This window comes from Streptomyces exfoliatus (genome assembly GCF_000725545.1).
GTDB classification, from domain to species: Bacteria; Actinomycetota; Actinomycetes; order Streptomycetales; family Streptomycetaceae; genus Streptomyces; species Streptomyces exfoliatus.
Genome location: NZ_JNZP01000020.1, coordinates 41786 through 65048, shown reverse-complemented (window position 1 = coordinate 65048; position 23263 = coordinate 41786). Strand labels below are relative to the sequence as shown.

Sequence of the window (23263 nt, the reverse complement as noted above, 5' to 3'; positions counted from 1 at the left end):
GACAATCGTTGATACCGTTCAACGATTACAGATCCCGAATCATTGGATGACACTCATGTTCATCGGTCACGTCGTCGTCGCCGCGCTCGTCGCCTTCGCCCTCTCCGCCTCGGCCTTCCTGACCTTCACCCGGAACCCGCAGATCACGGGCAGCATGACCAAACTGGGTGTCCCGGACAGCTGGCTCCCCTGGCTCGCGACCGCGAAGGCCGCCGGCGCGATCGGCCTGCTCGTGGGCCTCGCCGTCCCCTTCATCGGCGTGGCGGCGGCGATCGGCGTGATCCTCTACTTCATCGGCGGGGCGATCACCCACCTGCGCGTGAAGGACTACGAGGTGGCGCCGGTCGTCGTCCTCGCCCTCCTCGCGGTGGCCGCCCTGGTCCTGCGCATAGCGTCCGCCTGACCGGCCCCACCCACCGACCCCCGTACGGCGGGCGAGGCCTCCGGCGAACCCACCGACGACTAGTCGTCGTCCGAGGAGCCTTCGAGGTCGCCCTCGGTCTCCAGGAACACCTGCCGCAGCGCGGCCAGGGTCTCCGGGTCCGGCTTCTCCCACATGCCGCGCGACTCGGCTTCGAGGAGCCGCTCCGCGATGCCGTGCAGGGCCCACGGGTTGGCCTCCTTCAGGAAGGCCTGGTTCGTCGGGTCGAGGACGTACTCCTGCGTCAGCTTGTCGTACATCCAGTCGGCGACCACGCCCGTCGTGGCGTCGTAGCCGAAGAGGTAGTCGACGGTCGCCGCCAGCTCGAACGCGCCCTTGTAGCCGTGGCGGCGCATCGCCTCGATCCAGCGCGGGTTGACCACGCGGGCGCGGAAGACCCGGGAGGTCTCCTCGACGAGCGTGCGGGTGCGGACGGTCTCCGGGCGGGTCGAGTCGCCGATGTACGCCTCAGGGGCCGTGCCCTTCAGCGCGCGGACGGTCGCCACCATGCCGCCGTGGTACTGGAAGTAGTCGTCCGAGTCGGCGATGTCGTGCTCACGGGTGTCCGTGTTCTTCGCCGCGACCGCGATCCGCTTGTACGCCGTCTCCATCTCGGCGCGCGCCGGGCGGCCTTCCAGACCCCGGCCGTAGGCGTAGCCGCCCCAGACCGTGTAGACCTCCGCCAGGTCGGCGTCCGTGCGCCAGTCGCGGGAGTCGATCAGCTGGAGGATGCCCGCGCCGTACGTGCCGGGCCGGGATCCGAAGATGCGGGTGGTGGCGCGCCGTTCGTCGCCGTGCTCGGCGAGGTCGGCCTGCGCGTGCGCCCGCACGTAGTTGTCCTCGGCCGGTTCGTCCAGGGACGCCACCAGCCGAACGGCGTCGTCCAGGAGGCCGATGACGTGCGGGAACGCGTCGCGGAAGAAGCCGGAGATGCGCAGCGTGACGTCGACGCGGGGACGGCCGAGCTCGGCGAGCGGGATCGGCTCCAGGCCGTTGACCCGGCGCGAGGCCTCGTCCCACAGCGGGCGGACGCCGAGCAGGGCGAGCGCCTCGGCGACGTCGTCGCCCGCGGTGCGCATCGCGCTCGTACCCCAGAGGGAGAGTCCGACGGAGGTCGGCCACTCGCCGTTGTCGGTGCGGTAGCGCTCCAGGAGCGAGTCGGCGAGCGCCTGCCCGGTCTCCCAGGCGAGCCGGGACGGCACGGCCTTCGGGTCGACGGAGTAGAAGTTCCGGCCGGTCGGCAGGACGTTGACCAGGCCGCGGAGGGGGGAGCCGGACGGGCCCGCCGGGACGAAGCCGCCGTTCAGGGCGTGCACGGCGTGCGTCAGCTCGTCGGTGGTGCCGGCCAGGCGCGGCACGACCTGCTCGCAGGCGAAGCGGAGGACGGCGTGCACCTCGGGGCCGTACGCGGCGGCCACGGACGCGATCGCGGCCACGGACCAGTCCGCCGCCTCCATCGCCTCGACCAGCTCGCGGGCCTTCGCCTCCGCCTCGTCGGCGGTGGTGCGGGTCGCGGCCGACTCGTCCAGGCCCAGCGCCTCGCGCAGGCCGGGCAGCGCCTGCGTGCCGCCCCAGATCTGGCGGGCGCGCAGGATGGACAGCACCAGGTTGACCCTGGCCTCGCCCTCCGGGGCGCCGCCCAGGACGTGCAGGCCGTCGCGGATCTGGGCGTCCTTGACCTCGCACAGCCAGCCGTCGACGTGCAGCAGGAAGTCGTCGAAGCCGTCGTCCTCCGGGCGCTCCTGGAGGCCCAGGTCGTGGTCGAGCTTCGCCGCCTGGATCAGCGTCCAGATCTGGGCGCGGATCGCGGGCAGCTTCGCCGGGTCCATGGAGGAGATCTGCGCGTACTCGTCGAGCAGCTGCTCCAGGCGGGCGATGTCGCCGTACGAGTCGGCGCGGGCCATCGGCGGCACCAGGTGGTCGACGAGGGTGGCGTGGACGCGCCGCTTGGCCTGCGTGCCCTCGCCCGGGTCGTTGACGAGGAAGGGGTAGATCAGGGGGATGTCGCCGAGCGCCGCGTCCGGGCCGCAGGCGGCGGACAGGCCGGCGTTCTTGCCGGGCAGCCACTCCAGGTTGCCGTGCTTGCCCAGGTGGACCATGGCGTCGGCGCCGAAGCCGCCGTCCTCCGCGCGGGCCGCGATCCAGCGGTAGGCCGCGAGGTAGTGGTGCGACGGCGGCAGATCGGGGTCGTGGTAGATCGCGATCGGGTTCTCGCCGAAGCCGCGCGGCGGCTGGATGAGGATCAGCAGGTTCCCTCGCCGCAGCGCGGCGAGGACGATGTCGCCCTCCGGGTTGCGCGAGCGGTCGAGGAACATCTCGCCGGGCGCCGGGCCCCAGTGCTCCTCGACGTGAGTCCGGAGCTCCTCGGGCAGGGTCGCGTACCAGCGCTTGTAGTCGGCGGCCGGGATGCGGACCGGGTTGCGGGCGAGCTGCTCCTCCGTCAGCCAGTCCTGGTCGTGGCCGCCGGCCTCGATGAGGGCGTAGATCAGCTCGTCGCCGTCGCCGGACACCAGGCCGGGCAGCTCCTCGGCGGGACCGAAGTCGTACCCCTCGGCGATCAGGCGGCGCAGGAGGGAGACGGCGGACGCGGGGGTGTCGAGGCCGACGGCGTTGCCGATGCGGGAGTGCTTCGTCGGGTACGCGGAGAGGACGAGCGCCAGCTTCTTGTCGGCGTTCGGGATGTGCCGGAGGCGGGCGTGGCGTACGGCGATCCCGGCGACGCGGGCGGCGCGCTCGGCGTCGGCCACGTACGCGGGCAGGCCGTCCTCGTCGATCTCCTTGAAGGAGAACGGGACGGTGATGAGCCGGCCGTCGAACTCGGGGACGGCGACCTGGCTGGCGGCGTCCAGCGGGGAGAGGCCCTCGTCGTTCTCCTCCCAGGCGGCGCGCGAGCCGGTCAGGCACAGGGCCTGGAGGATCGGCACGTCGAGCGCGGCGAGCGCGCCCGCGTCCCAGGCCTCCTCGTCGCCGCCCGCCTGCGCCTCCGCGGGCTTGGTGCCGCCGGCGGCGAGGACGGTGGTGACGATCGCGTCCGCGCCGCGGAGGGTGTCCAGCAGCTCCGGCTCGGGGGCACGCAGGGACGCCACGTACAGCGGGAGGGCCTGCGCGCCGGCGTCCTCGATCGCCTCGCAGAGGGCGCCGACGAAGGCGGTGTTCCCGCTCATGTGGTGGGCGCGGTAGTAGAGCACGGCGATCGTGGGGCCGGCGGTCGTCCGGGGGGTGCGCTCAAGGGAGCCCCAGGTGGGGGCGGCGGCCGGGGCCTCGAAGCCGTGGCCGGTGAGCAGGACGGTGTCGGAGAGGAAGCGGGCCAGCTGCTCCAGGTTCCCGGGGCCGCCGTGCGCCAGGTAGGCGTGCGCCTCGGTGGCGACGCCGATGGGGACGGTGGACGTCTCCATCAGCTGCGCGTCGGGGGCCTGTTCGCCGCTGAGGACGACGACCGGCTTTCCGGCGGCGCGGACCGCGTCGAGGCCGTCCTCCCAGGAGCGGAGCCCGCCGAGGAGGCGTACGACGACGAGGTCGACGCCGTCGAGGAGGCCGGGCAGTTCGGCGAGGGGAAGGCGGGCGGGGTTGGCGAAGCGGTACTCCACCGGGACGCCGGCGGAGGCGGCGTTCGCCGCGCGGGCGCTGAGCAGGTCGGTGTCGGAGTGCGACAGCAGCAGAAGCATGGCGAGCGCAGGCCTTCCTCGGGGTTGTCCGCGCCCCGGGTGGTCGTATGGACGGCGGGAGTTCCTGACTCACCCTTCCGTTTCCGGCCGGGCTCACAGTGGCGGGACCGCGCCGGATTCTCACCGGGCTTCCTCCCCGGGGTCCTGGGACCCCATGCCGTCTGCATAGTAGATCGTGCCGTCGGCGGGCCGGGGCGGGCCGGGGAGTCGGCCGGATCACACCCGGTGGCCGGGTGGTTCCCCGTGGGTATGCTCGCCGCCATGCCGCCCACCCCGCACACGACGCCCGAACCGGGCGAAGCTCGCATAAGGGACCGAGGCGACGCCTGCCCGGGGGCACTGCGCCTGCACCCCGCCGAGGACGGCCGCCTGGCCCGACTGCGCCTGCCCGCAGGCCGACTGACGTCCCGTCAGGTCGAGACCCTCGCGACGGCGGCGGAGACCCTCGGCGACGGTCGGATCAGCATCACCTCGCGCGGCAACGCGGAGCTGCGCGGCCTCACGGACGACTGCGGGGCCACGCTCGCGGCGCTCCTCGCCGAGGCGGACCTGCTGCCCTCCCCCACCCACGAACGCGTCCGCAACATCGTCGCCTCGCCCGCCTCGGGACTCGACGGACTCGGCCGCGCGGACGTGCAGTTGTGGGCGCGCGACCTCGACGCCGCACTGTGCGCAGAGCCCCGGGCGGCGGCCCTTTCCGGCCGTTTCCTCTTCGTCCTGGACGACGGGCGCGGGGACGTGGCCGGACTCGGCGGAGATGTGAAGTTGATCGCAGACGGGGACGGCACCGCCGTGCTGTGGCCCGGCGGCCCGCAGGTCTTCCGGCTCGCCGCCGCCGACGCCGTCCGTGCCGCCCTCGCCGCCGCCCTCGCGTTCCTGGACGCCGCCGACGCGGCCGGGACCGGAGCATGGCGGCCCCGGGAACTCGCCGTCACCCATGTCCCCGACTGGGCCGGAGCCCTGGCTGCGGCCGGGATCGCGGCCGAGGCCCTTCCCGTACCGCCGGCACCGTTCTCCGCGCCGCCCGGACCCGGGGCGCTCGGGGACGGCCACCTGTACGTCCTCGCGCCGCTCGGCCGGCTGACAGCCGCCCAGCTGCGGGCCCTGCTGCCCGCCGACGAGGTCCGGTTCACGCCGTGGCGCGGGGCGGTCGTCGTGGGGGCGGGGCCCGAGCGGCTCCGGGACCTGGAGGCGTACGGGCTGATCACCCGCCCCGACGCCCCCGGCGCCGGGGTCACCGCCTGCACCGGACGGCCCGGCTGCGCCAAGTCCCTCGCCGACGTACGGGCCGACGCCCTCGTCGCGCTCCCGGCCGCGCTCCCGGGGCCGCTGCCCGTGCACTTCTCCGGGTGCGAGCGGCGCTGCGGACACCCGCACGGCGCCTGGGTCGACGTCCTCGCCACGGGCACAGAAGGCGACAGCTACTCGGTGGACGGCGTCCCCACCCCCCGTACCTCCCTGTCAGAAGCCGTCGCGGCGGCCCGCGGCCCGGCGACACCCACGCACCCGGCGACACCCACGAGATGAGCGAGAGCGACACGATGTTCGACTACGAGAAGGACGGCGCCGAGATCTACCGCCGGTCCTTCGCCACGATCCGCGCCGAGGCCGACCTGACGGGCCTGCCCGCCGACGTCGCCCAGGTGGCGGTCCGGATGATCCACGCCTGTGGCATGACCGACCTCGTGCAGGACATCGCCTACTCCCCCGGCGTCGTCGCGGACGCCCGCGCCGCCCTCCGCGCCGGCGCCCCGATCCTCTGCGACGCCCAGATGGTCGCCAGCGGCGTCACCCGCAAGCGGCTGCCCGCCGACAACGAGGTGCTCTGCGCGCTCTCCGACCCGTCCGTGCCCGGCCTCGCCGCCGAACTCGGCACCACCCGCTCCGCCGCCGCCCTCGAACTGTGGCGGGACCGCCTCGAAGGCTCCGTCGTCGCCATCGGCAACGCGCCCACCGCCCTCTTCCACCTCCTGGAGATGGTCGCCAAGGGCGCCGGGAAGCCCGCCGCCGTCCTCGGCATACCGGTCGGCTTCATCGGCGCCGCCGAGTCCAAGGACGCCCTCGCCGCCCAGGAACTGGGCCTCGAATACCTCGTCGTACGGGGCCGGCGCGGCGGCAGCGCGATGACCGCGGCGGCCATCAACGCGATAGCGCACGAAGCGGAGATCCAGAAGTGACCGTCACCGGAAAGCTGTACGGGGTCGGCCTCGGCCCCGGCGACCCGAACCTGATGACGGTGGCCGCCGTGAAGGCCATCGCCGCCGCCGACGTCATCGCGTACCACTCGGCCCGGCACGGCCGCTCCATCGCCCGCTCCATCGCCGCCGAACACCTCCGCGAGGACCACATCGAGGAGCGGCTGATGTACCCGCTCACGGTGGAGACCACGGACCACCCCGGCGGCTACCGGGGCGCCCTCGACGACTTCTACGAGGAGGCCGCGGCCCGCCTCGCCGCCCACCTCGACGCGGGCCGCACGGTCGCCGTCCTCGCCGAGGGCGACCCGCTGTTCTACGGCTCGTACCAACACATGCACAAGCGGCTCGCCGACCGCTACGACACGACCGTCATCCCCGGCGTCACCTCGGTCTCCGCCGCCGCGGCCCGGCTCGGCGAGCCGCTGTGCGAGGCGGAGGAGGTCCTCACGATCATCCCCGGCACCCTGCCCGAGGACGAGCTGACGGCCCGCCTCGCCGGCACCGACTCGGCGGTCGTGATGAAGCTCGGCCGCACCTTCCCCACCGTGAAGCGGGCCCTGGAGCGGGCTGGCCGGCTCGACGACGCCCGGTACGTGGAGCGGGCGTTCATGGCGGGCGAGCGGACGGAGAAGCTGAGCGACGTCGACCCGGACACCGTCCCGTACTTCTCGGTCGCCGTCCTCCCCTCCCGTATCGACCAGGAACTCCCCGTACGGGACCGGGGCGAGGTCGTCGTCGTCGGCACCGGCCCGGCCGGCGCGCCCTGGCTCACCCCCGAGTCGCGCGGCGCGCTCGTCAACGCCGACGTCCTCGTCGGCTACACCACCTACCTGGACCGGGTGCCGGTGCTGCGCCCCGGGCAGATCCGGCACGGCTCCGACAACAAGGTCGAGTCCGAACGCGCCGAGTTCGCCCTCGACCTGGCCCGGCGCGGCCACAAGGTCGCGGTCGTCTCCGGCGGCGACCCCGGCGTCTTCGCCATGGCGACCGCCGTCCTGGAGGTCGCCTGCGAACCGGCGTACGCGGACGTTCCCGTACGGGTCCTCCCCGGGGTGACCGCCGCCAACGCGGCCGCCGCCGCCGCGGGCGCCCCCCTCGGCCACGACTACGCGACGATCTCGCTCTCCGACCGGCTCAAGCCCTGGGACGTCATCGCGACGCGCCTGCGGTCGGCGGCGGAGGCGGACCTGGTCCTGGCCCTGTACAACCCCGGCTCCAAGTCCCGCACCCACCAGGTGTCCGCGGCCCGCGACCTGCTCCTCGAACTCCGCTCGCCAGAGACCCCGGTGGTCGTCGCGCGGGACGTCGGCGGCCCGGAGCAGTCGGTCCGGATCCTGACCCTCAAGACCCTGGACCCGTCCGAGGTGGACATGCGGACCCTGCTCCTGATCGGCTCGTCCCAGACCCGAGCGGTCGAACGCGCCGACGGCCGGACGATCACGTGGACACCGCGGCGGTACGGGTAGGAGCGGCAGTACGTACGGGTGGGAGCGGGAGCCCGGAGAACCTCGGGTGGAACGCCGGGCAACCTTTGCCTGACCTCAGGGGTCACACGGGTGTCCGAAAACAAGGGCGTCGCAGTACGCCGCCCTCCCGCTCCACCCGATCTCCTGGGGGATCCGTGGCACGACTCCGTGCAGCCCTGGTCACCGCGACCGCACTCGTCGCCGGCGTCGTCCCGGCCACCGTGGCCGCGGCCGCTCCGGTCACGGCCGGAACGGTGACCGCCGGAGCGACCGAGACCGCCGAAGCCGGCACGGTGGTCCAGGAGGGCGGCCCGCTGGTCGTCCGCACGGGCCAGGCGGCGGTGACCACCCGGATCACGGTCACGCTGCCCGAGACCGTCACGGGCGCGGTCACTCCCCGGCTGGACATCGGTCTGCCCACCCCCTCGGCCGGTGACGAGTACGTGCCCGACACCGCCTGCTCGGTCAACGGCGAGCCGTTCGAGGACTGCAACTGGGGCTGGTGGAACCCGGACGACGTGACACCCCTGCCGGCCACCATGGCGCAGCGGACGATCACCTACGACATCCGGATCAGCGCCCTCGCCCACTACGCCTACGCCGGAGAGCGCGACGGCAGGCTGGAGATGCGGGACTCCGACGGCACCGTGGTCGCGAGCGGACCGGTGGGCTTCCATTTCGTCCCCGGCACCCCGGAGGCGGGGGACCGCACGACGGTGCACGCCCGCGACAAGGACGGCGTGCTCTGGCAGTACGAGAGCACCGCCGACCCCGCGCGCCCCTTCAAGCCGCGGACCCGCGTCGGCGGCGGCTGGAACGGCTACACCGCCCTCACCAAGCTCTCCTGGACCACCGCGTCCGGCCACGGCAGCCTGGTGGCCCGGGACAAGGACGGCGTGCTCTGGTACCACGAGGGCTCCGGCGACCCGGCGGCCCCGTTCAAGCCGCGCGTCCGCGAGGGCGGCGGCTGGAACACGTACACCTCCATCTCCGCCGGATACCACGGGCTGATCGCCCGTGACCGCGACGGCGTCCTCTGGAACTACCCGTACGAGCGCGGCGACAGCACCGGTGCACCGCTCAAGCCCCGCGTGCGGGTCGGCGGCGGCTGGAACGCGTACAACCTGATCAGCACCATCGGCGACCGGGTAGTGGCCCGGGACAGCGCCGGAGTGCTCTGGTCGTACGAGCCCAGGGCGTCGACGGCGCCGGACATGGACCGCGCCCCGTACAAGCCGCGCGTCCGCGTCGGCGGCGGCTGGAACACGTACAACGCGGTCCGGGGCACGGGCGACATCGACGGCTGGAGCGGCCGCGACGGCATCGCCCGCGACACGGCCGGGAACCTCTGGCTGTACAAGGACACCCCGGCCGCCACCCGCATCAAGATCGGCTGGAGCTGGCAGATCTACAACGCCATCGTCTGACCGGCGCACAGCCGACCGTGCCCTGCCGACCCGTGCTCGGCCGAGCGGCCCTGCCGACCCGTGCTCAGCGGGCGCGGGTGAAGGTGCCCAGGCCCTCCTGGTCCAGGTACTCGACGCGGACGGTCTTCCCGTCCGGGGAGAACGTGACGCCCGTGAGGCCGACGGCGTTCTCGCCGCGGGTCGGGAAGCTGAACGTGTTCCCGGCGTAGTGCGTGAGCCGGTACGACTGGGGCTCCGGCCCCAGTCGCAGGACCAGGCCGCCGCCCTCCTCGGCCACCGTCAGCCTGCCGTAGTAGGCGTTGGTGTACGTGCCGGTGTAGGCGCTGTCGGCCTTCGCGGGAGCGGCGTCGGCGGGCTTCTTCGCGTAGTCGGTCGGGGACCGGTCGGCGTCCGCCTGCTGCTGGTAGATCCCGTCGAGGAGCGGCACCCAGTCCCGGCTGGGCTCGCCGTTCTGCGCGGTCTCGAAGAAGTCGAGGGAGACGGCGTCCGCGACGCCCACCGGGGCACCGTTGGTGAGGACGACGATCCCGAGCCGCTCGCCCGGCAGCATCGTGACGTTGGTGTGCGCGCCGAGCTCGAACGCGCCGGTGTGCGAGAGGCGCAGCCGGCCCTCGTCGTCGTACGCCACGTTCCAGCCGAGACCGTAGAAGCCGGTCCGGCCCGCGGGCGCGTGCGCCGGTGAGGCGACGGACTCGGGGTGGTGGGTCAGGTCGAGGGCCTCCTCCTCGATGATCCGCTTCCCGTCCAGCGAGCCGTTCGCGAGCTGGAGCCGCAGCCAGGTCGCCATGTCGCGGCCCGAGGAGCTGACGCCGCCCGCGGGCGACTGGGCGTCCGGGTCCCGTACGGACGCCTTCCACGTCCCGTCGGCCTCCTTCACATGGCCGACGGCCCGGTCGGGGTTCGAGGCGAAGTCCTGGAAGCGGGAACTGGTGTCGTTCATGCCGGCGGGCCTGTAGAGCGTGTCCTCGGCGAGCTTCTCCCACGGCACACCCTTCTCGGCGGCGACGGCCTCCGCGGCAGCCGTCAGACCGAAGTTGGTGTACGCGTAACTCGCCCGGAACGGCGCCAGGGGCTCGTATCGCAGGTGGGACAGGATGTACTCCTGGTCGTAGCCGAGGTCCTCCAGGAGGTCGCCCGCGTGGTCGGGCAGACCGCTGCGGTGCGAGAACAGGTCGGCGACCGTCACGTGGGAGCTCACCCACGGGTCCTTCAGCCGGAACTCGGGCAGCTCGGGGGCGACGGGCTTCTGCCACCCCTCGACGCCGACGGCCCCGGCGACGACGGTGGAGGCGATCGGCTTCGACACCGAGGCGAGCTGGAAGACGGTGTCGCCGTCGACCCGGGCGTCCTTGCCGACCTCGCGCACCCCGTACCCCTTGAGGTGGACGACCTTGTCCTCGTACACGACGGCGACGGACACCCCGGGCACCCCGGTGCGCTTCATCAGCGCCGCGACATCGGCGTCGATCCGCCCGACGGCCCGATCGACGTCCGCCCGGTCGAGCACGGGCGGCGGCTGCGCCGGCGGCGGCTCGGGGGTCGGGGTGGGCCCTGTACCGGAGGCCATGCCCAGAACGGACACGAGCCCTGCTGTGACCAGCCATCGGACGGTCTCCATTCCTCCATTGAACGCCGGGAGGAATCACCTGTCGCGCGGAGGGAACGGGCCGGACGGAGCCGGGGCACCCCGGCACGTCTCAGGTCCCGGTCGGCCCCCGCAACACCCAGGCGGCGGCCTCCTCGGGGGTCGTCGCCACGGGTACGCCCGCCGGGACCGGGGGGCGGCGGACCACCACGACCGGGATGTTCGCCTCGCGGGCCGCGGTCAGTTTCGGGGCTGTCGCCGTGCCGCCGCTGTCCTTCGTGACGAGGACGTCGATCCGGTGGCGGGCGAGGAGTTCCCGTTCGCCGGCCAGGGTGAACGGGCCCCGGTCCAAAAGGACGTCCGCGCGGGCCGGCATCGGGGGCTCCGGGGGGTCCACCGACCGGACCAGGAACCACTGCGGGCAGGCCGCGAACGCCGCCAGGCCCATGCGGCCCGTCGTCAGGAAGACGCGGTCGCCGAGACCGTCCAGGGCCCCGGCGGCGGCGTCGAGGGACGCCACCTCGTGCCAGTCGTCGCCCTTCTCCGGGACCCAGCCTGGGCGGCGGAGCGCCAGCAGGGGAACATGGGCGGTGGCGGCCGCCCCGGCCGCGTTGAAGCTGATCCGCTCGGCGAAGGGATGCGTGGCGTCGATGACCGCGTCCACCGCGTGCTCCCGCAGCCACTCCGCCAGTCCTTCGGCACCGCCGAAGCCGCCGATCCTGACCTCACCGGCCGGCAGCCGGGGGCTCGCCACCCGCCCCGCGAGGCTGCTGGTGACCCGGACCCTGCCGTGCAGCAGGCCCGCGAGGGAGCGGGCCTCGGTGGTCCCCCCGAGAATGAGTATGTGCACCACAGGAGCCCTTTCGTGACGTCAGGCGGCGGGCGTGAGGCCCAACTCAAGCACACCGGTCTCCGGCCGGGCTGGACGACGGGCGCGTGCGCCACGGCCGCGACGACGGCCGCGTACACGGCCCTGCTCACCGGCGAGTTCCCCGACCCGGTGACGATCACGCTGCCCAAGGGCCAGACGCCGTCGTTCGCGCTCACCGCCGAGTCCCTGTCCGGCGGGTCCGCCATGGCCGCCGTGGTCAAGGACGCGGGCGACGATCCGGACGTCACCCACGGCGCCGTGATCCGCTCGACAGTACGGCTCCTGCCGCCCGGTTCCGGCGTCGTCTTCCGGGCCGGCGAGGGCGTCGGCACCGTCACGCTTCCCGGCCTCCCCCTCGACGTGGGCGAGCCCGCGATCAATCCGGTGCCCCGGCAGCTCATGCGCGAGCACGTCGCCGAGGTCGCCGCCCTGCACGGCGGCGGCGGCGACGTCGAGATCACCGTCTCCGTCGACCACGGCGCCGAGATCGCCCGCTCCACCTGGAACCCCCGGATCGGCATCCTCGGCGGCCTGTCGATCCTCGGCACGACCGGTGTCGTCGTCCCGTACTCCTGCTCGGCCTGGATCGACTCCATCCGCCGGGGCGTGGACGTGGCCCGCGCGGGCGGTCTCACCCACGTGGCGGGCTGCACCGGCTCGACGTCCGAGCGGACCGTGTCGACGCTGTACGACCTGCCGGAGATCGCGCTCCTCGACATGGGCGACTTCGCGGGCGCCGTCCTCAAGTACGTCCGCCGCCACCCGCTCGACCGCCTCACGATCTGCGGCGGCTTCGCGAAGCTGTCCAAGCTGGCGGCGGGCCACCTGGACCTCCACTCGGCCCGCTCCCAGGTCGACAAGGCCTTCCTCGCCGACCTGGCCCGTACCGGCGGCGCGTCGGATTCCCTGGCGGCGGAGATCGCCGGCGCCAACACGGGGCTCGCCGCCCTCCGCCTCTGCGAGGCCGCCGGCGTCCCCCTCGGCGACCTGGTGGCCGCCCGCGCCCGCGACGAGGCCCTGTCGGTCCTGCGGGGCGCCCCGGTCGCGGTGGACGTGGTCTGCGTGGACCGGGCGGGGACGGTGGTGGGGCGGTCGGTGGTGGCGGGGCCGGGGAAGTGAGGCTGGGCCGGGCGGGGGCGCGCGGCGGTTGCCGGTAATCCGGGCGACAGGCGGCCGGGGCGGCCCGCAGAATGCCCGGATGCCCGACTTCCTGCACAAGCCCATCCTCACCGGCGACCTGGTGGTCCTCCGACCCGTCACCGAGGAGGACGTACCCGCCCTCCTTCCGATGTTCGAGGACGCGGAGGCGAACCGGCTGACCGGGAACCACGCGCACTTCGACGAGGCGGCGCTGCGGAAGTGGTACGGCTCCCGCGGCGACCAGGACGACCGGCTCGACCTCGCCGTCGTGGAGCGGGCGACGGGCCGGGTCGTGGGCGAGGCGGTCCTCAGCCTGTGGGACGAGCCGAACGAGAGCTGTTCCTTCCGCATCGGGCTCGTCCCCGACGTGGTCGGGCGCGGCCTGGGTACGGAGGCGACCCGCCTGATCGTCGGGTACGGCTTCGGGTCGCTGGGCCTCTACCGGATCTCCCTGGAGGTCTACGCCTTCAACCCGCGCGCCCACCGCGCCTACGAGAAGGCGGGCTTCCGCGCGGAGGGCGTGCTGCGGGGGGCGCTGCTGTGGGAGGGGGAGCGGGTGGACGCGACGGTGATGTCGGTGCTGGCGCCGGAGTGGCCGGCGGGCTGACTAAAGAGCGCCGCCAAAGCCGCGCAGGGCATGCTCATCCTCCGGGAGATCCGACAGGTCAAGGACGGGAGTGGTCGCGCAGTTCCTCGATCCCCGGCAGCGTCCGGGCCACGTCGTAGACGGTCATGGGTCCATCCAAGACCGTGGCACCGACATGCGACGCCGGAGCCCCGAACCTAGGCTTACGAAGGCACACCCCCCGAGCGAGAGGGAGTCCCATGGCGAAGCGTGGCAACAAGAAGCGGGCCCGTAAGAAGAAGAAGGCGAATCACGGCAAGCGGCCGAACGCGTAGGCGCGCGGGACGTGACATGCGCCGGGGCCCCGGGGATCGGACTTCCCGGGGCCCCGCCGCACGCGGTCACGGACGGTTCAGCAGGCGTGGCGGTCGCGGGCGGTCAGCAGACGTGCCGCTCCCGCGCCGGGTCGTACAGGTGGCTGTCGCGGAACTGCGTGGCCGCGAGCGTGCGGCCCACCAGGATGACGGCCGTCTTCGTGATCCCGGCCTCCTTCGTCTGGGCCGCGATGTCCTCCAGGGTGCCCCGCAGCACGATCTCGTCCGGCCGGCTGGCCATCGCGACGACGGCGGCCGGGCAGTCGGCGCCGTAGTGGGGGACGAGTTCGGCGACGACCCGGTCGACGTAGCGGGCGGCCAGGTGGAGGACGAGCAGGGCGCCGCTGCGGCCCAGGGTGGCGAGGTCCTCGCCCTCGGGCATCGGGGTGGCCTGCTGGGCGATCCGGGTGAGGATCACCGTCTGGCCGACCGTCGGCACGGTCAGCTCCCGCTTCAGCGCGGCGGCGGCCGCCGCGTACGCCGGGACGCCGGGGACGACCTCGTACGGGATGCCCAGGGCGTCGAGCCGGCGCATCTGCTCGGCCATCGCGCTGAAGACGGACGGGTCGCCGGAGTGGAGGCGTGCCACGTCCTGGCCGTCGTCGTGGGCGCGGGCGATCTCGGCGACGATCCGGTCCAGGTCCAGGTCGGCCGTGTCGACGAGGCGCGTGTCCGGTCCGCACTCGGCGAGCAGCTCGGTCGGGACGAGCGACCCGGCGTAGAGGCAGACCCCGCAGGACGCGAGCGTGCGCGCGCCGCGCAGGGTGATGAGGTCGGCCGCGCCCGGGCCCGCGCCGATGAAGTAGACGGTCATGCTTCCTCTTCCTTGGTTACGGACCACTGCGTGACCGGCATCGCCTGGCGCCAGCCGGTGAAGCCGCCCACCGGGACGGCGGTCGAGACGGCGAGCCGGACCAGTTCGCCGCCGTGGCGGCGGTAGCGGTCGGCGAGCAGCGCCTCGGACTCCAGGGTCACGGTGTTGGCGACGAGACGGCCGCCGGCGGGGAGGGCGTCCCAGCAGGCGTCGAGGAGGCCGGGGGCGGTGAGGCCGCCGCCGATGAAGACGGCGTGGGGGGTGGGGAGGGCGGCGAGCCCGTCCGGTGCGGCGGCGGTGACGACCTGGAGCGCGGGGACGCCGAGGGCGTCGGCGTTGCGGGTGATGCGCGCGGCGCGCTCCGGGGACTTCTCGACGGCGATGGCCCGGCAGGAGCGGTGGGTCCGCATCCATTCGACGCCGATGGAGCCGGAGCCGCCGCCGATGTCCCAGAGGAGTTCGCCGGGGGCGGGGGCGAGGGCGGCGAGCGTGGCGGCGCGTACGTACCGCTTGGTGAGCTGTCCGTCGTGCTCGTACGCCTCGTCGGGCAGGCCGGGTACGGCGCCGAGCCGGAGGGTGTCCGGGTCGCGTACGCAGTCGAGGGCGAGGACGTGGAGGGCGTCGGTCCGCTCAAGGGCCCAGTCGGCGGCGGTCGCGTCGAGGAGCCGCTCGCGGGGGCCGCCGAGCTGTTCGAGGACGCGGACGCGGGTGCCGCCCCAGCCGGTGGCGCGGAGGTACGCGGCGACGTCGGCGGGGGTTCCGGGGCCTTCGCCGAGGACGAGGAGGCGGCGGCCGTCGTGGAGGGCGGCGGCGAGGGCGGCGAGGGGCCGGGCGACGAGGGAGACGGTCTCGACGGCTTCGAGGGGCCAGCCGAGGCGGGCGCAGGCGTACGAGACGGAGGACGGGTGCGGCAGGACGCGGAGCCGCTGGGCGCCGACGGTCTCGGCGAGGGTGCGGGCGATGCCGTAGAAGGACGGGTCGCCGCTGGCGAGGACGGCGATCGTCCTGCCCTCGTGGGCGGCGAGGAGTCCGGGGACGGCGGGGCGCAGGGGGGTGGGCCAGGTGATCCGCTCGCCGGGGCAGTCGCCGGCGGGCAGCAGGTCGAGCTGGCGGGGGGCGCCGATGAGGACCTGGGCGGTGCGCAGGACGCGGCGGGAGGTCTCGGGGAGCCCGTCCCAGCCGTCCGCGCCGATCCCGACGACCGGCACCACCGATATCGCAGCGTTCACGTCGGGGACTTTACGTGAGCCCGGCACGGACCTTGCTTCTGGGCGTTCCGCCCGAGGTGGGACGGCCCCTACTTCTGGGCGTTCTGCCCGACGTAGAAGAGGAGCCAGACGAAGCCGGCGAAGGCGTGGGTGGCGAAGACGTAGACGAAGACGCGGAGCATCACGCCCCGCTCCTTCCAGCTCTCGTTGTCGTAGGTCTTGTCGTATGTCTCGTCGTCGCCGGGGGTCATGCGCTCCAGGGTACGGGCGGGAATAGAGGAGGGGGGTGCGCCGTTGGAGCGGATAGTTTACGATTCAACCAACAGCCCCCGAGGCGAGAGGTGAGCACGATGCAGTTCGGGATCTTCACCGTCGGCGACGTGACGACCGACCCCACCACCGGCCGTACCCCGACCGAGCACGAGCGGATCAAGAACACCGTCGCCATCGCGCTCAAGGCGGAGGAGGTCGGACTCGACGTCTTCGCGACCGGCGAGCACCACAACCCGCCGTTCGTGCCGTCCTCCCCCACCACGCTCCTCGGGCACATCGCCGCCCGCACGGAGAACCTGATCCTCTCCACGTCCACGACCCTGATCACCACCAACGACCCGGTGAAGATCGCCGAGGACTACGCGACCCTCCAGCACCTCGCCGACGGCCGCGTGGACCTGATGATGGGCCGGGGCAACACCGGCCCGGTCTACCCGTGGTTCGGACAGGACATCCGGCAGGGCATCCCGCTCGCCATCGAGCACTACGCGCTCCTCCACAAGCTGTGGAGGGAGGACGTGGTCGACTGGGAGGGCAAGTTCCGCAGCGCCCTCCAGGGCTTCACCTCCACCCCGCGCCCGCTCGACGGCGTCCCGCCGTTCGTCTGGCACGGCTCCATCCGCTCCCCCGAGATCGCCGAGCAGGCGGCCTACTACGGCGACGGCTTCTTCGCGAACCACATCTTCTGGCCCAAGCACCACACCGAGAAGATGGTCCGTCTCTACCGCCAGCGGTACGCGCACTACGGCCACGGGACGGAGGAGCAGGCCATCGTCGGCCTGGGCGGCCAGGTGTTCATGCGCAAGAACTCGCAGGACGCGGTACGCGACTTCCGCCCGTACTTCGACAACGCGCCCGTCTACGGCCACGGCCCCACCCTGGAGGAGTTCTCCCGGGAGACCCCGCTGACCGTCGGCTCGCCGCAGGAGGTCATCGAGCGCACCCTGTCCTTCCGCGACTACGTGGGCGACTACCAGCGGCAGCTGTTCCTCGTCGACCACGCCGGGCTGCCCCTCAAGACGGTCCTGGAGCAGCTCGACATCCTCGGCGAGGAGGTCGTCCCGGTGCTGCGCAAGGAGTTCGAGAGCCTGCGTCCGGCCGGGGTCCCGGCCACGGCCCCGCTCCACCCCGCCGTCCTCGCGTCCAAGGAGGTCTGACGCCATGCAGACGCTGAAGCTGGTCGCGGTCTCCGCCGGACTCAGCTCCCCCTCCTCCACCCGGCTGCTCGCCGACCGCCTCCTCCAGGCGGCCCGCTACCGGCTGGCCGAGCAGGAGTACGCCGTCGACGTCCAGGTCGTCGAACTGCGCGACCTGGCCGTCGACATCGCGAAGAACTTCGTCACCGGCTTCCCCTCGGCCGCGCTCCAGGAGGCGATCGACACGGTGACGGGCGCCGACGGGGTCATCGCCGTGACCCCGGTCTTCACGGCCTCGTACAGCGGTCTTTTCAAGTCGTTCTTCGACCTGATCGACCCGGCCGCGCTGACCGGCGTCCCGGTCCTCGTCGGCGCGACCGGCGGCACCGCCCGCCACTCGCTCGTCCTGGACCACGCGCTCCGGCCGCTCTTCGCCTACCTGCGGGCCCTCGTCGCCCCGACCGCCGTCTACGCGGCGTCGGAGGACTGGGGCTCGGGCGGCGACGAGTACACGGACGGTCTGCCGTCCCGGATCAACCGGGCCGGAAGCGAGTTCGCGGACATGGTCGCGGCCCGGCCGTCCCGGAACGCCGACGAGGACGAGATCGTCCCCTTCGAGCGGCAGCTGGCGGACCTGCGCCTGGACTGATCAGCTCGCCGCGAGGCCCGGGTCAGACGGCCGGCGCCGCCAGGGGGGCGATCTCGCGCGGGAAGTACGCCGCCAGGTCCTCCCCCTGCGCGTACAGCTCGCGCACGAAATCACGGGCCCGCGCGACGACCTCCGGCTGGTCGTACCGGGTGGCGCCGTCGGGTACGCCCTCGGGGGTGTAGTCGACGACGTAGACGGCTTCGCCGCCGAGGACGCACAGCTCGGGCAGGGGCTCCCCCTGCTCGCGCGGTGCGACCCGCTCCGCGTCGAGGACGGTGACCCGCTCGCCGTAGCCGTTCTTGACGTGCAGGACGTTCAGCTCCCACTGGATGTACGGGGTGACGGGCCGCTCGACGATCCGTACCCGGTGGTGACCGATGCCCGACCGTTCGATCTTCCCGAAGTACTCCTCGTACTCCGGGCGCAGCTCCTCGATCAGCTTCAGCGACTCCTCCCACTCGCCCCGGCGGAACGCCCGCCAGCTGGGGAAGTCGCCCTCGTCGTAGGACTGCATCCGCTCCAGCTTCCAGAACCCCTCGGCCCCGATCCGCCAGAAGCGCTCCATGAAGTCGGGTGTGTAGGCGTCCTGTTCGAGCCGGACTCCGTCGACGCCTTCGAACATCTCACGCATGCGAAGAGTTCCTCCTTCTTCCGGTGGACCGCCGCGCCCCGATGGTCCTCCACCGGACGACGAGCCAGACGATGTGGACAGCGGCGAAGGCCGCGAGGGTCAGGACGGCGTCGGACACGTCGAGCAGGGAGTCCGCCGAGTCCAGCCGGTGCCGGGCCCCGCCCAGCAGGCGCACCTCCGCCGGGATGGTGAAGGCCGCGAACCCGGCCAGGCACACCACGGTTCCGACGACGAGGACGACGCTGTAGAGCCGCACCGCGCGCCGCTCGTGGGCCGGCAGGCCACGGCTCGGATCCTCGTCAGCCCGCCGCTTGCGCATCAGGCGTCCGGCCAGGTGCCGGGCGTAGGCCAGGCCGTCGCCGTAGAGGTCGCGGCAGCCGGTGAGGTCCTGGAGGACGAAGTAGACGTCGGTCCGCATGAACACCATGAGCTGGAAGGTGAGCGGCAGCAGCGCCCACAGCACCGTCGCGGCGAGCACACGGTGTGCCGTCGTGCCGGGGGAGGTCAGGGCGAGCAGCAGCACGGCCAGGGAGGCGAGGGAGAGGTTGACCCCGATACCGGCGAGGTACGCGGTGAGGCGGTGCCGCCGGGGGGCGAGTTCGATGCCGCTGATGTCGGTCTGCATGACGAGGAACTGCAGCCGTGTCCCGAAGCCGATCCTGCCGGGAACGCCCGCCGCCCTCGCCACCGCGAGGTGCGCGAGCTCGTGCACGAGGACGATCGACCAGCCGGCGATCAGCCCGCCCGCCACCACCAGGGTTCCGTACGGGCTCCACAGCAGGTCGCGGTAGGTCGGCGTCAGCCCGGGACGCGCGACGAGCACCGCGACGGCGGCGAGGAGCAGGGCGACCGGGACCCAGGGGAGCAGGGGATGCAGCAGGAAGGCCACATGGCGTGCGCGCAGCCTCGGGAGGCTCGCGGGACGCACCGGGGCGGACGGGACGGTCCGCCCGTCGACCTCCGCCACGAAGCCGAGCGCCATCAGGTCGCGTACGAAATCCGCGATGTCGGGTTCCTCCCCGGTCCTCGCGTGCAGCCGCGCCTGCGCCGAGGCGACGCTCACGCCCTGCTCCAGGAGGTCGAGCGCCGCCACGCCCTGGGCGGGGAGGGCCACGAACACCCGGGTCTCGCGGCGGCCGACGATCCACTCGGAGCCGTCCGCGCGCCTGCTCAGCGGATGCAGCAGCACCCGGGAGCCGGGTCCGACGGGGACCTCCACGGCCCCGCCCCCCTCGTCCCGGCCCCCGGTCACCTCACACACCGCCGCAGACGTGGCAGTCGGGGCGCCGGAGCACGGGTTCGAGACCGGGCTCGCCCGGAAGCACGAGGTTGAAGTCGAGGCGGAACCCCGGAGGGAGCGAGGGAACACCGGTGAGCGCCGCGATGGCCGCGTACACGAACAGGGCGCCCGCGAGGGAGGCCGTGACGGCGTTCACCGGGCTCCAGGGCATCCGGGGCGACACCGTGTCCTCGTCCGTGCCCGGCGGGAGCCCGAGGTCGCGGGACTCCGCCTGCGCGACCCGGTGGCACTCCAGGCAGCCGCTGCTGCCGGGCGTGTACAGACCGGCGGTGACCAGGGGGCCTCGGTAACCCCCGTCGACCCAGGGGGTGTTCGTCCGCAGACAGGCCCGGTTGGTCCAGGAGCGCAGGGCGGCCGGGCGGTCGGCGCTCAGCACCAGGAGGTCGTACGCAGCACCGTCCGCCGTCCCGGCGCGCAGGAGCCGTACGAGGTCGTCGGTGCCCCGCACCTCGCCGGCCTCTCCGGTCACCGTGACGTCGGAGTTCAGGGCCCGTAAGGACTCCAGGGCCGCGTCCACCTTGCCCCGGCCGATGTCCCGTTCGCGGTAGAGGACCTGCCGGTTGAGGTTGGAGAGTTCGACGACGTCGGGGTCGACGCAGTGCAGCCGGCCCACGCCGGAGGCCACCAGGCCCTGGGCCGCGATCCCGCCCGCGCCGCCGAGGCCGATCAGCAGGACACGCGCGCGGGCAAGGGCGAGCTGCAGGTCCCAGCTGTTCGTCCGGGGCGAGGAGTCCATCCAGCGGAGCAGCGGCACGCCCCGGCCGTAGCGGACCCTCTCCCGCTCGGACAGCTCCCCGGGCACGGTCGCCGCCGCGTCCTGGAGGAATCCGGCCTGCCGCAGGTCGGCCATCGCCCGGAGTACGTCGTCCTCGTCGGGGGCCGGGTGCGCCCCGGCGACCTCGGCGGCGATCCGGCGGGCGTCACGGGTTCCGTCCATCGCCTGGACCAGTGTCCAGACCCAGCCTTCGGGGTCCTCGATCTCCGCGCCGATGCCGTGCACCACGCTTCCGATGCGCACGTGCCCGTCGACCGTCCGGTAGGGCCGGTGCTCGGGCTTGACGCACGGCCGCACCAGATCGGCGGCCGTGTCGCTTCGCTCTCGCACCGTCCTCAACTCCCGGAGGCTGAAACGCATTTGCCCTCGCATGTCACCGTGGCAACGTTGGCATGCTAGCGCCACACCCACGTCGAGGAGGCAGAAATGGCCATCAAGATCACCATACGACCGCTGGACAAGAAGGAAACGACCAGCGACAGCAACGGCTCGAGCAACTAGGACCCGCTCCGGGAGCCCCGCCTCCCGGCACACCCCGAACCCGCGCGGGCCCGTCCCCGCACCGGGGCGCAGCCGCCCGGTGCGGGGACGGGGCCGGAAGGCGCTTGAGTTCCGGTTCCGGTACGACCGCCGACAGGCCGTCCGTGCACAGCAGCCAGCGGTCTCCCGGCCGGCCCTCGTGAAGGCTCAGATCCGGCACGGGGGCGGTCGTCCCCACGCCGTCGAGGCCTTCAGGAGCAGCGCCCGGCACCGCAGATGCTGGGCCTTCCCCGCGCGGGAAGGTCAAGGAAGGGCCCGGCAGGGAGGTCCTACTTGCGGTTGTAGAGGCGCATCGTGACCGCGCCGAAGACGGCCACCAGGGCGACCGACCAGCCCAGGGACCAGGCGATGTCCGTCGCCGGCCAGTTCCCGGCCATCAGTTCGCGGACCGACGTGGCCAGGTGGGTCACCGGGCTGTTGTTGACGAAGGCCTGCAGCCAGCCCGGCATGGTCTTCGGGTCGACGAAGACGTTCGACAGGAACGTCAGCGGGAAGATCACCATCATCGAGACGCCCATGACGGACTTCTCGCTGCGCAGCAGCAGGCCGAACATCGTCCAGACCCACGAGAACGAGAACGCGAAGACGAGGAGCAGCGCGACGCCGAGCAGGACGCCCGCCACCCCGCCCTCCGGCCGGTAGCCGATGATCATGCCGACCGTCAGCATCACGGCGGAGGCGATCAGATAGCGCACGACGTCGCCGAGGAGGTAGCCGACCATCGGCGCGGGCCGCCAGATCGGCAGCGTGCGGAAGCGGTCGAAGACGCCCTTCTCGATGTCGGTGTTGACCGAGACGCCCGTGTACATCGTGATCATCACGACGCTCATCACGAGGATGCCCGGCAGCAGGAACTGGATGTACGACGAGACCGAGCCGGCCAGCGCGCCTCCGAAGAGGTACGTGTACATCAGCACCATCATGATCGGGAAGGCCGTCACGTCGAACAGCTGCTCCGGCACGTGCTTGATCTTGAGCATGGCCCGCCAGCCGAAGGTCAGCGACGCGGACAGCGCGCTGGGGCGCGGGGGACGCTCGTGGCCGACGAGGAGGGCCGCCAGGTCCTCCGCCCTGGGCGCCTCGAACGCGAGGGCGTCGGTCTGCCGGGGATCCTTGCCGGTGGTGACGGTGGTCATGCCGTCGTTCCCTTCCGGTCGGGGTTCGGGGGCGGGGTGCCGTCCGCAGGTCTGTCGGTCAGGGCCAGGAACACCTCGTCGAGGCTGGGCTGGCCGAGCCCGAAGCTGTCGACGGTGATCCCGGCCCTCGCCAGCTCCGCCAGCGCCCGCGCGGCCTGCTCGGCGGCGCCGAGGTCCGTCCCGTGGCCGTCGACGGTGGCGGTGAGCGCCACCGGGTCCGGTTCGAGCGTGACGGACGCCTTCAGGGCGGCCCGCAGGACCCGTTCGGCCTCCGGGCGCCGCTCCGGGTCCCTGAGCCGTACGTGCACCGAGCCCGAGCCGACGGACGCCTTCAGCTCGCCCTTCGTGCCTTCCGCGATCACCTTGCCGTGGTCGATGACGGCGATGCGGGACGCCAGCTGGTCCGCCTCGTCCAGGTACTGGGTGGTGAGGAGGACGGTGGTGCCCTGGGCGACGACCGCGCGGACGATGTCCCAGACCTGGTTGCGGCTGCGCGGGTCGAGGCCGGTCGTCGGCTCGTCGAGGAACAGCAGGTCGGGGGTGTTGAGGATGGACGCGGCGATGTCGATGCGGCGCCGCATGCCTCCCGAGTAGTTCTTGATCTGCTTGTCGGCCGCCTCCGCGAGCCCGAACGCGGTGAGCAGCTGCGCGGAGCGCTCGCGGGCGGCCGGCCGGCTGTGGCCGAGGAGCCGGCCGAGCAGGACGAGGTTCTCGGTGCCGGTCAGGTCCTCGTCGACGGAGGCGTACTGCCCGGTGAGGCTCACCCGGCCGCGCACGCTGTCGGCGTCCTTGACGACGTCCTTGCCGAAGACGCGGGCCCGGCCGCCGTCGGGTCTGAGGAGGGTGGCGAGCATCTTGACGGCGGTGGTCTTGCCGGCGCCGTTGGGCCCGAGGACGCCGTACACGGTCCCTGCGGGGACCCGCAGGTCGACGCCGTCGACGGCGCGGTTCGTACCGAAGACCTTGACCAGGCCCTCGGTCTCGATGGCGAGGTCGGTCATGTCGGTCATACCTTTCCCCTCCGGGGTGCGGGAGAAGAGAGCACGCTCCTGTCAGTCTCCGTCGCCCGGCCTCGTACCGCCAGAGCGC

General features: G+C 73.0%; 21 protein-coding genes and 1 riboswitch. Of the genes, 10 read left to right on the top strand and 11 right to left on the bottom strand.

The window, feature by feature from the left end; all coding sequences use genetic code 11:
• Positions 1-46 precede the first annotated feature (46 nt).
• Positions 47-403: a DoxX family protein gene (locus tag IO20_RS0124060; RefSeq protein ID WP_425423746.1), complete on the top strand. Its 357-nt coding sequence runs from the start codon at positions 47-49 to the stop codon at positions 401-403.
• Between the two features lie 59 nt (positions 404-462).
• Here the strand turns inward: IO20_RS0124060 and cobN are convergent, their stop codons facing one another.
• Positions 463-4086 carry a cobaltochelatase subunit CobN gene (gene cobN / locus IO20_RS0124055; RefSeq protein ID WP_030553267.1) on the bottom strand — a complete coding sequence of 1208 codons (3624 nt, stop codon included), beginning with the start codon at positions 4084-4086 and terminating at the stop codon, positions 463-465.
• Between the two features lie 36 nt (positions 4087-4122).
• A riboswitch (cobalamin riboswitch) is annotated at positions 4123-4263 on the bottom strand.
• 72 nt (positions 4264-4335) lie between these two features.
• Between cobN and IO20_RS0124050 the strand changes: the two genes are divergently transcribed.
• The 4 genes from IO20_RS0124050 to IO20_RS0124035 all read left to right on the top strand — a co-directional run bounded on the left by IO20_RS0124050 (position 4336) and on the right by IO20_RS0124035 (position 9177).
• Positions 4336-5613, top strand: coding sequence for a cobalamin biosynthesis protein CobG (locus IO20_RS0124050; RefSeq protein ID WP_031127634.1), 1278 nt, complete (start codon positions 4336-4338; stop codon positions 5611-5613).
• Positions 5610-6263: a precorrin-8X methylmutase gene (locus IO20_RS0124045; protein WP_030553271.1), complete on the top strand. Its 654-nt coding sequence runs from the start codon at positions 5610-5612 to the stop codon at positions 6261-6263. Before IO20_RS0124050 ends, IO20_RS0124045 begins: the two co-directional genes overlap by 4 nt.
• Positions 6264-6316: 53 nt before the next feature.
• Positions 6317-7750 carry a precorrin-3B C(17)-methyltransferase gene (gene cobJ / locus IO20_RS0124040; protein WP_245685025.1) on the top strand — a complete coding sequence of 478 codons (1434 nt, stop codon included), beginning with the start codon at positions 6317-6319 and terminating at the stop codon, positions 7748-7750.
• Positions 7751-7905: 155 nt separating this feature from the next.
• Entirely contained in the window at positions 7906-9177 is a 1272-nt protein-coding gene (locus IO20_RS0124035; RefSeq protein ID WP_030553274.1) for a hypothetical protein, read from the top strand.
• Positions 9178-9241: 64 nt separating this feature from the next.
• Here IO20_RS0124035 and IO20_RS0124030 read toward each other — a convergent pair whose 3' ends face one another.
• Positions 9242-10795, bottom strand: coding sequence for a serine hydrolase (locus IO20_RS0124030; RefSeq protein WP_030553276.1), 1554 nt, complete (start codon positions 10793-10795; stop codon positions 9242-9244).
• 79 nt (positions 10796-10874) lie between these two features.
• Positions 10875-11612, bottom strand: coding sequence for a cobalt-precorrin-6A reductase (locus IO20_RS0124025; RefSeq protein WP_030553278.1), 738 nt, complete (start codon positions 11610-11612; stop codon positions 10875-10877).
• A 15-nt stretch (positions 11613-11627) separates the two neighbouring features.
• Here IO20_RS0124025 and IO20_RS0124020 point away from each other — a divergent pair, with 15 nt between their 5' ends.
• The 3 genes from IO20_RS0124020 (at position 11628) to IO20_RS42395 (ending at position 13673) form a co-directional block, all read left to right on the top strand.
• Positions 11628-12752: a cobalt-precorrin-5B (C(1))-methyltransferase gene (locus tag IO20_RS0124020; protein ID WP_030553280.1), complete on the top strand. Its 1125-nt coding sequence runs from the start codon at positions 11628-11630 to the stop codon at positions 12750-12752.
• Between the two features lie 79 nt (positions 12753-12831).
• Positions 12832-13380 (top strand): GNAT family N-acetyltransferase, encoded by a 549-nt coding sequence (locus IO20_RS0124015; RefSeq protein ID WP_030553282.1) that lies wholly within the window; start codon positions 12832-12834, stop codon positions 13378-13380.
• A gap of 218 nt (positions 13381-13598) precedes the next feature.
• Complete coding sequence (locus IO20_RS42395) at positions 13599-13673, top strand: 50S ribosomal protein bL37 (RefSeq protein WP_099895366.1); 75 nt, start codon at positions 13599-13601, stop codon at positions 13671-13673.
• A 103-nt stretch (positions 13674-13776) separates the two neighbouring features.
• Here IO20_RS42395 and cobM read toward each other — a convergent pair whose 3' ends face one another.
• From cobM to IO20_RS42030, 3 genes are all read right to left on the bottom strand, one after another.
• Positions 13777-14526, bottom strand: coding sequence for a precorrin-4 C(11)-methyltransferase (gene cobM, locus IO20_RS0124010; RefSeq protein WP_030553283.1), 750 nt, complete (start codon positions 14524-14526; stop codon positions 13777-13779).
• The gene (locus IO20_RS0124005; protein WP_030553285.1) at positions 14523-15755 is read right to left on the bottom strand and encodes a bifunctional cobalt-precorrin-7 (C(5))-methyltransferase/cobalt-precorrin-6B (C(15))-methyltransferase; all 1233 of its coding nucleotides are present in this window, start codon (positions 15753-15755) and stop codon (positions 14523-14525) included. Before IO20_RS0124005 ends, cobM begins: the two co-directional genes overlap by 4 nt.
• A gap of 68 nt (positions 15756-15823) precedes the next feature.
• The gene (locus IO20_RS42030) at positions 15824-15985 is read right to left on the bottom strand and encodes a DUF6126 family protein (protein ID WP_169749540.1); all 162 of its coding nucleotides are present in this window, start codon (positions 15983-15985) and stop codon (positions 15824-15826) included.
• A 99-nt stretch (positions 15986-16084) separates the two neighbouring features.
• Here IO20_RS42030 and IO20_RS0123995 point away from each other — a divergent pair, with 99 nt between their 5' ends.
• A complete protein-coding gene (locus IO20_RS0123995) occupies positions 16085-17164 on the top strand; it encodes an LLM class flavin-dependent oxidoreductase (RefSeq protein ID WP_030553287.1) in 1080 nt (359 codons plus the stop codon).
• 4 nt (positions 17165-17168) lie between these two features.
• Positions 17169-17792 carry an FMN reductase gene (locus tag IO20_RS0123990; protein ID WP_030553288.1) on the top strand — a complete coding sequence of 208 codons (624 nt, stop codon included), beginning with the start codon at positions 17169-17171 and terminating at the stop codon, positions 17790-17792.
• 22 nt (positions 17793-17814) lie between these two features.
• Here IO20_RS0123990 and IO20_RS0123985 read toward each other — a convergent pair whose 3' ends face one another.
• The 5 genes from IO20_RS0123985 to IO20_RS0123960 form a co-directional block, all read right to left on the bottom strand.
• Complete coding sequence (locus IO20_RS0123985) at positions 17815-18423, bottom strand: DUF6879 family protein (protein WP_030553290.1); 609 nt, start codon at positions 18421-18423, stop codon at positions 17815-17817.
• On the bottom strand, positions 18416-19642 hold the full coding sequence (locus IO20_RS0123980) for a M50 family metallopeptidase (protein WP_106978639.1): 1227 nt from the start codon (positions 19640-19642) through the stop codon (positions 18416-18418). Before IO20_RS0123980 ends, IO20_RS0123985 begins: the two co-directional genes overlap by 8 nt.
• A gap of 34 nt (positions 19643-19676) precedes the next feature.
• The gene (locus IO20_RS0123975; protein ID WP_245685018.1) at positions 19677-20828 is read right to left on the bottom strand and encodes a ThiF family adenylyltransferase; all 1152 of its coding nucleotides are present in this window, start codon (positions 20826-20828) and stop codon (positions 19677-19679) included.
• 479 nt (positions 20829-21307) lie between these two features.
• A complete protein-coding gene (locus tag IO20_RS0123965) occupies positions 21308-22174 on the bottom strand; it encodes an ABC transporter permease (protein WP_030553296.1) in 867 nt (288 codons plus the stop codon).
• Entirely contained in the window at positions 22171-23175 is a 1005-nt protein-coding gene (locus IO20_RS0123960; protein WP_051874627.1) for an ATP-binding cassette domain-containing protein, read from the bottom strand. The genes IO20_RS0123965 and IO20_RS0123960 overlap by 4 nt, the downstream gene beginning before the upstream one ends.
• Positions 23176-23263: the final 88 nt, after the last annotated feature.